At 68.4% G+C, this 12,575-nt stretch carries 8 protein-coding genes; 7 read left to right on the plus strand and 1 reads right to left on the minus strand.

Annotated elements, in window-relative coordinates:
* Positions 1-312: 312 nt before the first annotated feature.
* A complete protein-coding gene (locus ABZV58_RS09300; RefSeq protein WP_354999632.1) occupies positions 313-1,989 on the minus strand; it encodes a GMC oxidoreductase in 1,677 nt (558 codons plus the stop codon).
* A 182-nt stretch (positions 1,990-2,171) separates the two neighbouring features.
* On the opposite strand from ABZV58_RS09300, the gene ABZV58_RS09305 reads away from it, so the two are divergent.
* From ABZV58_RS09305 to ABZV58_RS09335, 7 genes are all read left to right on the plus strand, one after another.
* Positions 2,172-3,416, plus strand: coding sequence for a cytochrome P450 (locus tag ABZV58_RS09305; RefSeq protein WP_354999633.1), 1,245 nt, complete (start codon positions 2,172-2,174; stop codon positions 3,414-3,416).
* A 301-nt stretch (positions 3,417-3,717) separates the two neighbouring features.
* Positions 3,718-5,994 (plus strand): bifunctional SulP family inorganic anion transporter/carbonic anhydrase, encoded by a 2,277-nt coding sequence (locus ABZV58_RS09310; RefSeq protein WP_354999634.1) that lies wholly within the window; start codon positions 3,718-3,720, stop codon positions 5,992-5,994.
* Between the two features lie 225 nt (positions 5,995-6,219).
* Positions 6,220-8,463, plus strand: a complete 2,244-nt coding sequence (locus ABZV58_RS09315) for a bifunctional SulP family inorganic anion transporter/carbonic anhydrase (protein ID WP_354999635.1) — start codon at positions 6,220-6,222, stop codon at positions 8,461-8,463.
* A 112-nt stretch (positions 8,464-8,575) separates the two neighbouring features.
* Positions 8,576-9,007 carry a TIGR02611 family protein gene (locus ABZV58_RS09320; protein WP_354999636.1) on the plus strand — a complete coding sequence of 144 codons (432 nt, stop codon included), beginning with the start codon at positions 8,576-8,578 and terminating at the stop codon, positions 9,005-9,007.
* A complete protein-coding gene (locus tag ABZV58_RS09325) occupies positions 9,004-9,621 on the plus strand; it encodes a (2Fe-2S)-binding protein (RefSeq protein ID WP_354999637.1) in 618 nt (205 codons plus the stop codon). Before ABZV58_RS09320 ends, ABZV58_RS09325 begins: the two co-directional genes overlap by 4 nt.
* Positions 9,622-9,934: 313 nt before the next feature.
* Positions 9,935-11,995 carry a threonine--tRNA ligase gene (thrS, locus tag ABZV58_RS09330; RefSeq protein WP_354999638.1) on the plus strand — a complete coding sequence of 687 codons (2,061 nt, stop codon included), beginning with the start codon at positions 9,935-9,937 and terminating at the stop codon, positions 11,993-11,995.
* Entirely contained in the window at positions 11,992-12,573 is a 582-nt protein-coding gene (locus tag ABZV58_RS09335) for an HIT domain-containing protein (RefSeq protein WP_354999639.1), read from the plus strand. The genes thrS and ABZV58_RS09335 overlap by 4 nt, the downstream gene beginning before the upstream one ends.
* Positions 12,574-12,575: the final 2 nt, after the last annotated feature.

Consider the following 12,575-nt stretch of genomic DNA (forward strand, 5'->3'; position numbering starts at 1 on the left):
AGCCGACTGATTGGTATGCGTATACCCCCGGAGGCTCGCTCTCCGCATCGCCTCATAAGGTGAATACTCGCGAAAGTGTTGGACGGCGCTCCGCTGCTTCTCCGCGGCGATCTTGGAAGCGCATGGGTCCGTATTGTGATCCGCTCGACTTATGAATTATTCGCCATCTCGATGCGCGAATTTTCGAAAGCGGGATTGAAAACTCCGATGCCCTTGGCGATATGTGGACACGTAATAAGTGCAGGTCCGCTGCGCCGTCGCACGATCTTGCGTCTTGTTTGTCCGTATTCGGCGACAATGGGTTCGGGGAATCTACTCCCCAGAGCTGATGATCTCTTCGATATTGCGCTCGGCCAGCGCACTGATCGTCAACGCGGGGTTCACTGTTCCGGTGCTGCCGGGCACAGCCGCCCCGTCCATCACGTACAAGCCTCGATAACCGCGCACCCGGCCGTACCTGTCTGTCGCGCGTCCGATCACAGCGCCGCCCAACGGATGCGAGGTGAACGAGGCGTCCCCGCCCACGACCCGGAGGGCGATGGGCGGGCAGGGACACGTCACCTTGTCGTTGACTTCCAGCGCCCGCGCGAGGTAGCCGGCCGCGCCGTTGTCCGGCCACTGCAGGTTCACCCGTCCATCGGCCGGGTTGTAGACGAACCGGCCGCGGGTGTCGTCGAGCACGATGCCCAGCGATGCGAGTGTGGTGATATCGAAAGGCGTCACGCCGGGGATGAACCAGTTCTCCAGCGAGACGGGCGCCCCCGCCTCGTCCAGAATTCGGCTCGCGGACGGTGCGCCCTGCGTGCCCAGGTCGAGCGAGCTGAGCGGTCGCGCCAAGCCGACATCACCGTTGCTGCCCCAGCCTTCGCCGATGTGTTCGTTCAGGTTCGGCAGCGCGCCGGTGTCCCGCGCGCGCACCAGCAGCTCGGAGGTGCCGATGGAGCCCGCACCGAGGAACAGCCGGTCGCAGGTCAGTGTCCGGGTTCGGAGCACCTCGCCGGTAGGCGCGAGTTTGGTCAGGGCAACGGTATAGCGACCCGACGCTCCGGGTTCCTTGGCGATGGCGTCCACGCGATGGCCCGGGTAGATCCGGGCGCGGCCGGTGCCCTCGGCATAGCGCAGGTAGTTCTGGTTCAGATCGAACTTCGCGCCGTTGGAATTGCCGAGGTTGGAACAGCCGACCGTCGCCGACGGCTGGGATCGTCCGGCCAGCTCGTCGCGGATGATGTGCCAATTCCACATGCCGTCGATTCGCTGCGGCGTGTAGCCGGCCGCGCGGACCTGGCCGTCCCAGGCCCGCGAGTGCGCGAACGCGATGGAGTGATAGAGGTCGTCCGGTATCGGGCTGGGCCGCAACGTGTCTCGGACTCGGGGGTAGTAGATGTCGTGCATCTCGCGGTAGTCGACCACGCCGCCGAACACATGGTCGAAGAACCGCTGCTCGGGCTCGAGCATCACCCCGGTGAACACCACCGAGCCGCCGCCCACGCACGCGCCGCGCCACACATCCATGCCCGGGTAGCTGGAAACGTCGAGGACCCCGCCGAAGAAATCGAACGACATGGTGGCCCTGGTCACGCCGGTGAACGTGGTGCGATGCCAGAAGCCACGGCCATCCGGAATCGTGTCGATGGCGAAGATGTTGCGCCACAGATCATTCGGCCAGCGCGACCCGCGCTCCAGCACCGCGACCTCGATCCCGGACTGTGCCAGGCGCAGCGCGGCGATGGACGCCCCGAAACCCGATCCGACGACGATCGCGGGCACATGGTCCGGCGGGTCCGGCAGCGGCGCGAAGATCTCCGGCACCAGTGCGCGGTACAGCAACGCGTTCGGGCTCAGGCGGTAGTCATCGGCCCACGCCGGAGAAGTGCCCGGCGCGAGCGTGCTTCCCCCCGCGAGACCCAGCATCGCGGTGGCCAGGCCGACGCCCTTGACGAAACCGCGCCGGTCCAGTGGGGCCCTCACGGGATCTGAAGGTCGCTCCATCACATCCCCATACCTCGTGGTGTGTGTTGGGAAACTCGGTTACGCGCGGGCGAGCCGGTACATGACGATGCTAGCCAAGTATTAGCCAGCCGGGGGTGGTGGCGTTCTACGATGGGAAGATCCGGCGTGGGAGGTGGCAAATGTTGGCGCGCGCGTGGATACGGTGGCTGGTCCTCCATCGCTTGGCACGGACCTACCTCTTGGTGGCGGCACGTCGTGGCGATCCCCTCGCGCAGATCGTGGTCGGCCCGGATCGCGTGCGCGGCGCGCCGCGCTCGGTAGAGGCGGTCCGGCAGCAGGGCCGGATGCCCACGATATCGCGGCAGGTGCGCGTGACCGCGGACCACGAACTGTGCCGGCTCATCCTGCGGGACCGTCGCTTCGGCACGGTCACGCCCAGCAATCGAGCCCTGCCGGAGCCGATGCGATGGGTGCTGACCAAGACGGACCTGGGGCTTCCCAACCTCGCGGAACCGCCCTCGATGCTGGTGACCGATCCGCCGGACCACACCAAGTACCGACGCCTTGTCGGGCAGGCATTCGCTCCGAAGGCGATAGCCAAACTTCGGGAGCGGGTCGTAGAAGTGACCGATGACCTGCTCGAACGCCTGGAATCGACGCCGCGACCGGATCTGATCTCCGATTTTTCGGAGCGGTTGCCCATCGCGATCATCGCCGAGATTCTCGGGTTGCCCGCCGACATGCATTCGACCCTGCTGAGGTGGGGAGACACCGGTGCGCCGCTGCTCGACCGTGGCCTGACCTGGGCCACTTTCCGCCGCGCCATCGAGGACTTGGCCGAGGGGCAGCGGTATTTCGACCAACACATCACCGGGCTCGCCGCCGAACCGGGCGACGATGTGCTCAGCCTGCTGGTAACGGGTGGTGAGCTCACCCGTCGCGAGCAGATAGCCAACGCGGCCCTGCTGCTCGACGCCGGATTCTTGACGACGGTGAACATGCTCGGCAACGGAATCGCCTTGCTGAGACGCCATCCGGACCAGCTGGAAATGCTGATGGCGCAGCCGGAGCTGTGGCCGGGCGCGGTCGAGGAGATCCTGCGCTACGACGGTCCCATCCGGATAACGGGCCGCATCGCGAGTTGCGACGTCGACATCGCCGATCAGCACGTCGAATCCGGTTCGCTGATCCTGCTGTTGCTGCAGGGTGCGAACAAAGACCCCGGCGTCTTCCCCGATCCCGAACGATTCGACGTGACCAGAGCCAACGCCACGGAACATCTCTCGTTCAGCAGCGGGTTGCACAGCTGCCTGGGCGCCCACCTCGCCCGATTGGAAGGCGCCATCGGGCTCCGAGCCCTCTTCGAGCGGTACCCGGATCTGCGTCTGGACGGCCCGCCGATCCCGCGTGGCCTGGTGAACCTCAACAGCTACCGCTCCATGCCCGCCAAACTGTCCGCCAGCTAGCGTCGCGCGCCTCCGCGGTGCACGCGCCGTCGGAGAGGCGGTCGCGCCTGGGTCAAAATGTGACTTGCATCACATTTTGATAGCAGTTGTCCCCGTTGGCACCATATAACTTTCCATGCGCTTTGCGAAGTCTTTACTATCAGGGTGACCTGTGCGCCTCAAGGTCGCCGCTTCACCGAAGTGCCGCTCGACCCGCTCGCTCCACGGCTCCACCAAGCTTCGCCCGCCGCTCGCTTTCGATGCCAGTGCATGTTGCCCCGATGAACCGGATCGGCTGCCGCCGAGACGGCGAAGGAGAACTATGTCGACCGACACCGATCCCGCACCACGGACGTCGCAGCTCGTTCGGATCCTGCATCACGATGTCCCGGCCTCCGTCGTGGTTTTCCTTGTCGCACTTCCTCTTTCGCTAGGCATCGCGGTCGCCTCCGGCGCGCCCGTCGCGGCGGGTCTGATCGCCGCGGTCGTCGGCGGCGTGGTGGCCGGGCTGCTCGGGGGTTCTGCTGTCCAGGTCAGCGGGCCGACGGCGAGCCTGACCGTGGTGGTGGCCGAGAGCGTGCACCATTTCGGCTGGGCGGCAACCTGTTTCATTACCGTCGGGGCCGGTGTGTTGCAGATCCTGTTCGGGCTCAGTCGAATCGCCCGGGGCGCGCTGGCCATCGCGCCGGTGGTGGTGCACGGGATGCTGGCGGGCATCGGCGTGATCATCGCGCTGCAACAGGTGCACGTGCTGCTGGGCGGCGCGTCGCTGAGTTCACCGTTCCAAAGCCTGGTCCAGCTGCCGCACCAACTCGTCTCGGTGCACCACGGGGACTTCTGCGTCGGATTGGCGGCCATCGCGATCCTGATCGCTTGGCGCTTCCTGCCGCGCACGTTGCGCGCGGTGCCGGGTCCTTTGGTGGCGGTCGTGGCGGCGACGCTGTTGTCGCTGTGTCTTCCGGGTGACGTGGATCGAATCGTGTTGAGCGCCTCGCTGTTCGACGCCATCGGACTGCCCGCTGTCCCCGCGGGCGGCTGGTTCGCGGTGGGCGTCGCGATGATCACCATCGCGCTCATCGCCAGCGTCGAGACGCTGCTTTCGGCGGTGGCCGTGGACAAGGCGCGCCCCGGCCATCGAACCAACCTCGATCGCGAACTGATCGGCCAAGGCGCGGCGAACATGACCTCCGGCATGCTCGGCGGACTGCCCGTCGCGGGGGTGATCGTGCGCAGCATCACCAATGCCAACGCGGGCGCGCAGACCAGGGCCGCTACCGTCCTGCACGGTCTTTGGGTGCTGGTCTTCGCCGTAGCGCTGGCCGGTCTGGTCCAGCAGATACCAAAGGCCGCGCTGGCCGGGCTGCTCATCCTGATCGGCGTGCAACTGATCAAGCTGGCGCACATTCGGCTCGCCAGACGCAACGGCGACCTGGCGGTCTACCTGGCGACCGTGTTCGGTGTCGTCTTCCTGAATCTGTTGCAGGGCATGGCGATCGGGCTCGCTCTGTCGGTGGCGCTGCTGCTGTGGCGGGTGGTCCGGGTGACGATCCTGGCCGAGCCGGTGGCGGGCGCGCGGCGCTGGGTGGTGACCATCGACGGCACCTGCACCTTCCTCGCGCTGCCCAAGCTCACCGCGGAGCTGGCCAAGGTGCCGCCCGGCGTCCCGGTGACGGTGGAGATGATGGTCGACTTCCTCGACCACGCCTCCTACGAACTGATCACCGACTGGGCGCGCCAGCGCGAAGACGCCGGCGCCGCAGTCGATTTCGCCGAGATCGGCGCCGCGCGCATGGCGGCCGTCGTACACGGCCCGCCCGAGCGCGGACATTCCCGCAAGGTGCTCGACGAGGTGATCGGGCCGTGGCGGCGCACCGGCAACCGGGTGGACCGGATCGCCGCGGGCATCGCCGCCTACCACCGCGGGCACGCGCACCTCATGCGCCCGCACCTGGACGGTCTTCGCCACCACCACGACGCGGACTCGTTCTTCCTGACCTGCGCGGACGCCAGGATCGTGCCCAACGTCATCACCAACAGCGGCCCCGGCGACCTGTTCACCGTTCGCAACGTCGGCAACCTGGTGCCGGTCGGCGGCAGCGACGTCTCGGTCGAGGCCGCGCTGGTCTACGCGCTGGAACAGCTGGACGTGCGCGCGGTGGTGGTGTGCGGGCACTCCGGATGCGGCGCGATGGAGGCGCTGCATCGAGAGGTGCAGGCCGGTCCGGGGTTGGGGGACTGGCTGGCTCACGCCAGGCCCGCGCTGGAGCGGTTCCGGCTCGGGCATCCGGTCGCCGAGGCCGCCGCGCGCGCCGGGTTCGGTGCGGTGGACCAGCTGGGCATGGTCAACGTGGCGGTGCAGCTGGAGACGCTGTACGCGTATCCCGCCGTGCGCCAAGGGATCGAGGAACGCGGGGTGGCGGTCTCGGGCTTGTTCTTCGACATCGCGACCGCGCGGGTCATCGAGGTTCGGGTGGACGGGATCGCGGAATTCGACGATGCGGACCGCGATGTCACGGCCGAGCCCGTCCGATCCCGCGGCGGCGGGTCGCGGTCGCGAACGGAAGGGGTTGCCGGACGGCGTATTTCGACGGCGATGTGAACGATTTCACATCGAAAACATCATATGGGAAGCGCCACTTCTACCGCAGTTCTCAGGCTTTGCTAAGTCTTTACCAATACCCTTGAACGGGTTTACATCTCGGCCCAGTGCCGTGTCGAGAACTGCTTCACCGCGAGATGCCGGTTCGCGGTCTATTGCCCTGCTGGACATGTTGATCGTCAACCGACCTCGACGCCGCGGCGTCGAGTCGGCGAAGGAGAAGTCATGGCTGTCGAGAGCGATCTGGCTCCACCGCTGTCCCCACGTGTGCCGGGCAAAGGCCCGGGCAATCTGTCCGATCGTCTGACATCCGTCTTGCGCCACGATCTGCCCGCCTCGATCGTGGTTTTTCTGGTCGCGCTGCCGCTTTCGCTCGGCATCGCCTTGGCCTCCGGCGCGCCCGTCCTCGCCGGCCTCATCGCCGCCGTGGTCGGCGGCATCGTCGCGGGCGCCCTCGGCGGCTCGGTTCTGCAGGTGAGCGGTCCGGCCGCGGGCCTGACCGTCGTCGTCGCGGAATCCATCGACAAGTTCGGCTGGAAGGTCACCGGCTTCATCGTGGTGGCCGCGGGCATCCTGCAAATCATCTTCGGGCTCAGCCGAATCGCGCGAGCCGCGCTGGCCGTCGCACCGGTCGTGGTGCACGCGATGCTCGCCGGCATCGGTGTGACCATCGCGCTGCAGCAGGTGCACGTGCTGCTCGGCGGGTCGTCGCACAGCTCGGCCTGGAACAACATCACCGAACTACCCGGCCAGCTGATGTCGCTGCACGGCGGTGACGCGCTGGTCGGCGCCGTGGTGATCGCGGTGATGCTCGGCTGGAAGTACGCGCCGGAGAAGATCCGGGTCGTGCCCGGCCCGCTGGTCGCGGTGTTCATCGGCACGGTGCTGTCGATGGTGCTGCCGACCGAGGTCGAGCGCATCGTGCTAGACGGCTCGCTGTTCGACGCCATCGGCCTGCCGCAGATCCCGGACGGCGGCTGGTCCGCGGTCGCGCTCATGGTGCTCACCATCGCGCTGATCGCCAGCGTGGAGAGCCTGCTCTCGGCCGTCGCGGTCGACAAGATGCACAACGGCCGCCGCACCAACTTCGACCGGGAGCTCATCGGCCAGGGTTCGGCCAACGTCCTGTCCGGCATGCTCGGTGGCCTGCCGGTCACCGGCGTGATCGTGCGCAGCGCCACCAACGTCCAGGCGGGCGCGCGCAGCCGCGCCTCGGCGATCATGCACGGCGTCTGGGTCCTGCTGTTCTCGGTGGCGCTGACCGCTGTCGTGCAGCAGATCCCGAAGGCCGCGCTGGCCGGTCTGCTGATCGTGATCGGCATCCAGCTGGTCAAGCTGGCGCACATCAAGCTGGCCCGCCGCACCGGCGATCTGCTCGTCTACGCGGCGACGATCCTCGGCGTGGTCTTCCTGAACCTGCTCGAGGGCGTGCTGATCGGCCTCTTGCTGGCCTTCGGCCTACTGCTGTGGCGCGTGGTGCGGGTGGCGATCACCGCCGAGCAGATCCCGCAGTCGCAGCGCTGGCTGGTCAGCATCGACGGTTCCTGCACCTTCCTCGCGCTGCCCAAGCTCTCGGCCGAGCTGGCGAAGGTGCCCGCGGGCGCCGACGTGACGGTCGAGATGACCGTCGACTTCCTGGACCACGCCGCCTTCGAGGCCATCGAGGAGTGGGTGCGCCAGCAAGAACACGGCGGCGGCAGCGTCGAGTTCGTGGAGATCGGCTCGGCGCGGATGGCCGACGCGCTGACCGGGCCGCCCGCACGCGGTTTCGGCCGCGCGGTGTGGGACGAGATCCTCGGGCCGTGGCGCAGCGAGGACAAGCACCCCAACCCGTTGGCCGCGGGCGTCGCCGCCTTCCACCGCAGCCACGCCCACGTGGTGCGCCCGCACCTGGACGGCCTGGCCGACCGGCAGGACCCGCACTCGTTCTTCCTGGCCTGCTCCGACTCGCGCATCGTGCCCAACGTCATCACCAACAGCGGGCCCGGCGACCTGTTCACCGTCCGCAACGTCGGCAACCTGGTGCCGGAGACGGGCGACGCCTCGGTGGAGGCGGCGCTGGTCTTCGCGCTCGAGGAGCTGAACGTGCGTTCGGTGGTCGTCTGCGGTCACTCGTCCTGCGGCGCCATGAAGGCGCTGTACTCGGGCGCCGACGTCGGTCCCGGCATCGGGCCGTGGCTGGCGCACGCGCACCCGAGCCTGGAGCAGTTCCGTGCGGGCCACCCGGTCGCCGAGGCGGCGCGCGCCGCGGGCTACGGCGAGGTGGACCAGCTGAGCATGGTGAACGTCGCGCTGCAGCTGGAGACGCTGCACCGCCACCCGGCGGTGCGCCGAGCCGTGATCGAGCGGGGCGTGCGGGTGTCGGGCCTGTTCTTCGACATCGGTAACGCGCGGGTCGTCGAGGTGACGATCGACGGTCTCGCCCACATCGATGACGTGGACGAGCGTCCCGTGCCCGAGCTGGTCTGATCGACAAGCGGGGACGACCCGCGGGCGCCCTCGCGGCTCCCGCGGGTTTTCTCTGCGTTTGCCAGCATCGGAGGGCGATTCCCGCCGCTCGCTTTCTCGTACGCTGAGTGATGTGAGTGCCGATCTGGACCAGAGACCGACCGACGAGCCGACCGGGTGGCGCGCCTTTCGTACCGGCGTGGCCACCCGCCCTACGCTGAACCTCGCCTACCGGATCGGCGTCGCGGTGATCGGCGTGCTGGTGCTGACCCTCGGCATCCTGGCGATTCCGTATCCCGGTCCCGGCTGGGCGATCGTGTTCGCCGGACTCGGCATTCTCGCGACCGAATTCGCCTGGGCGCGCCGGGCGCTGACCTGGCTGCGAGACAAGTATCGGCAGGGCATGGCCTGGTACTCCGCGCGGGGCCTGGCCATGCGGGCGACCGCGGCGCTGGCCACCGCGTTGCTGGTGGTCGGGACGCTCTGGGTGCTCGGTACGTACGAGTTGGTCGGCGGCTGGATCGGAGTCGAAGCGGAATGGTTGCGCAGTCCCCTGAAGTGGTGAGCACGGTCCCCGGCGCGACGCTCACGTCACCGGAGTGGCTGACGGCACGGATCATCGAGATGGGCCGGTCCTGGGGCACCTCCTCGGTTCGCATTGCGGGCACGCTGTGGTGGTGCATGGTCGCCTCCGCGCTCGTGGAGCCGTTGGCGCGCGCTGCGGCGACCGGCAAGCTGCCGCCCGAACCGGCGCTGGACCGCATCGACTGCGAGATCCGGCCCGACGGTGGTGTCGAACGCGTCCGCATCGCGGCTTGCGACGCTCCCGACGCGGCGCGGTCCGCGGCCGTGCTGCGGGAGACCCTAGCCGTGGTGATCCCGGCCGTCGCGGCCGTCTCCGGCGCGGGTGTGCCCGCGCTGTGGGCGATCGCCGCCGACGCGATGGGCAACCGCGCCCTCGACGCGGGCGACGGCGCGGCGGGAGCCGAACTCGCCGCCCAGGTGGGCGGGAAGCTGCCGGTGCCGCGTTTCGTGGAGATCGGCGGCCGCACCTTCGTCCGGCGGATCTCCTGTTGCCTCGTCTTCGAGATCCCGGGCTGCGAGATGTGCACGAGCTGCCCCAAACGCCCCGCCGCCGACCGCGAGGCGCTGCTGGCGAAGCTCGCCGCGGGGTCCTGATCCGACCGCCTCGCGGCGGCGGTATTCGAGTTGCGCCCGGCCGGATGTCCTGCAAGATGGGTGCCGACACGCCGACAACCAGCTAGCCCGCCGTGACAGCGGGTTTCGCGCGCACACCGACCCCGCGCCGGATAGGCCGAGAACCCGGCCGGGGACGTGGCACTCGGCTCGTGACGCCACGCTCGAGGCGCTCGCGACCGGCGCGAATCGAGGGACGGCGGGACAGCTAGCATTGGTCGCGCCGGGCGATTGCCGCCCGGCGCCGACGCGCGGGAACAGGCCCGCCCACGAGAACGCCAAGGAGAGCGCCGCCGTGACGACCTCAGCCCCGATCAGCCCAGCCACCCTCGTCCGGGTGCCGGCCGGGACTACGGCGGGCGCCGCGGTGCGCGAGGCGGGTCTGCCGACCAAGGGACCCGACACCATCGTCGTGGTGCGCGACGCCGAGGGCGCGCTCAAGGACTTGTCCTGGACCCCGGACACCGACGTCGAGGTGGAGGCGGTCGGCGCCAACACCGAGGACGGGCGCAGCGTGATCCGGCATTCGGCCGCGCACGTGCTCGCGCAGGCCGTGCAGCAGGAGTTCCCCGAGGCGAAGCTGGGCATCGGCCCGCCCATCAAGGACGGCTTCTACTACGACTTCCGCGTCGACCGGCCCTTCACCCCCGAGGATCTGGCCAAGCTGGAATCCCGGATGAAGAAGATCGTCAAAGGCGCCCAGCGTTTCTCGCGTCGCGTCGTGGAGATCGACGAGGCCCGCGTCGAGCTCGCCGAGGAGCCGTTCAAGCTCGAGCTGATCAGCGACAAGTCCGGCATCGACGACCCGGAGGTCATGGAGGTCGGCGGCAAAGAGCTGACCATCTACGACAACCTGGACCCGCGCACCGGCGAGAAGGTCTGGGGCGACCTGTGCCGCGGCCCGCACATCCCGACCACCAAGTTCATCCCGGCCTTCAAGCTGACCCGCAGCTCGGCCGCCTACTGGCGCGGCGATCAGAACCGCGAGGACCTGCAGCGCATCTACGGCACCGCCTGGGAATCCCAGGAGGCCATGGACGAGCACCTGCACCTGCTCGCCGAGGCCGAGCGCCGCGACCACCGCAAGCTCGGCCTGGAACTGGACCTGTTCAGCTTCCCCGACGAGCTCGGCTCCGGTCTTCCGGTGTTCCACCCCAAGGGCGGCATCATCCGCAAGGAGCTCGAGGAGTACTCGCGCCGCCGCCACGTCGCCGCGGGCTACGAGTTCGTGAACACCCCGCACATCACCAAGGGGCACCTGTTCGAGGTCTCCGGCCACCTGGACTGGTACCGGGAAGGCATGTTCCCGGCCATGCATCTGGACGCGGAGCTCAACGAGGACGGCACCGTTCGCAAGCCGGGCCAGGACTACTTCGTCAAGCCGATGAACTGCCCGATGCACAACCTGATCTTCCGCGCCCGCGGCCGGTCGTATCGGGAACTGCCGCTGCGGCTGTTCGAGTTCGGCTCGGTCTACCGCTACGAGAAGTCCGGCGTGGTGCACGGCCTGACCCGGGTGCGCGGCATGACCCAGGACGACGCGCACATCTACTGCACCAAAGAGCAGATGCACGGGGAGCTGACCGACACGCTGCGCTTCGTGCTGGATCTGCTGAAGGACTACGGCCTGGACGACTTCTACCTGGAGCTGTCCACCAAGGACCCGGAGAAGTTCGTCGGCTCCGACGAAATCTGGGAGGAGGCCACCGAGACCCTGTCCAAGGTCGCCTCGGCCTCCGGCCTGGAGCTGGTGCCCGATCCGGGCGGGGCCGCGTTCTACGGTCCGAAGATCTCGGTGCAGGCCAAGGACGCGCTGGGCCGCACCTGGCAGATGTCGACCATTCAGCTCGACTTCAACCTGCCCGAGCGCTTCGACCTGGAATACACCGCCTCCGACGGCACCAAGCAGCGGCCGGTGATGATCCACCGCGCGCTGTTCGGCTCCATCGAGCGCTTCTTCGGCGTGCTCACCGAGCACTACGCGGGCGCCTTCCCCGCCTGGCTCTCGCCGGTGCAGGTGGTCGGCATCCCGGTCGCGGAAGCCTTTGCGCCGCACCTGGATCGGGTGATCGAGCTGCTGCACGACGAGGGCGTTCGCGCCCAGGTGGACCGCAGCGACGACCGGATGCAGAAGAAGATCTTCAACAACACCGCGCAGAAGGTGCCGTTCATGCTGCTCGCCGGTGAGCGCGACGTGAACGCCGGCGCGGTGAGCTTCCGCTTCCGGGACGGCACCCAGGTCAACGGGGTGCCGGTCGCCGACGCGGTGGCCACCATCGTCGCGTGGATCACGCGGCGCGAGAACGCCTCGCCGACCGCCGAGGGGTTCGAGATCGTCGCGGCGGGTGGGGCATGACCGCGGACGGGCTCGCCGACCTGGACGACACGGAGCAGGGGAACATCGTGGACATCGGCGCCGGCGATCCCGATCGGCTGCAACGCATCTGGACGCCGTACCGGATGTCCTACATCACCGAGGCCGCGGGATCCCGCCCGAAGGACGCCACCGGGCACCCGTTCACCGACATCCCCAAGATGTCCGACGAGGACGGCCTGATCATCGCCCGCGGTGAGCTGGTGTACGCGGTGCTCAACCTGTACCCGTACAACCCCGGGCACATGATGGTGGTGCCCTACCGCAGGGTGGCCAACCTGGAGGACCTCACCGACGCGGAGAGCGCCGAGCTGATGGCGTTCACGCAGCGGGCCATCCGGGTGATGAAGAGCGTCTCGCGCCCGCACGGCTTCAACGTCGGGCTCAATCTCGGCGGGGTCGCGGGCGGCTCGCTGGCCGACCACCTGCACCAGCACATCGTGCCGCGCTGGGGCGGCGACGCCAACTTCATCACCGTGGTCGGCGGCGTCAAGGTGATGCCGCAATTGCTGCGCGAGACCAGAGCCCTGCTCGCCGCCGCGTGGAAGGAAACGGAGTGAGC

Origin of the sequence: Nocardia sp. NPDC004654 (assembly GCF_040609595.1) — a bacterium.
Lineage (GTDB): Bacteria > Actinomycetota > Actinomycetes > Mycobacteriales > Mycobacteriaceae > Nocardia.

Excerpts from the sequence above, each read along its gene's own strand:
- ABZV58_RS09300 (WP_354999632.1), bottom strand. The coding sequence starts at position 1,989 with ATGGAGCGACCTTCAGATCCCGTGAGGGCCCCACTGGACCGGCGCGGT.
- ABZV58_RS09310 (WP_354999634.1), top strand. The coding sequence starts at position 3,718 with ATGTCGACCGACACCGATCCCGCACCACGGACGTCGCAGCTCGTTCGG.
- ABZV58_RS09315 (WP_354999635.1), top strand. The coding sequence starts at position 6,220 with ATGGCTGTCGAGAGCGATCTGGCTCCACCGCTGTCCCCACGTGTGCCG.
- ABZV58_RS09335 (WP_354999639.1), top strand. The coding sequence starts at position 11,992 with ATGACCGCGGACGGGCTCGCCGACCTGGACGACACGGAGCAGGGGAAC.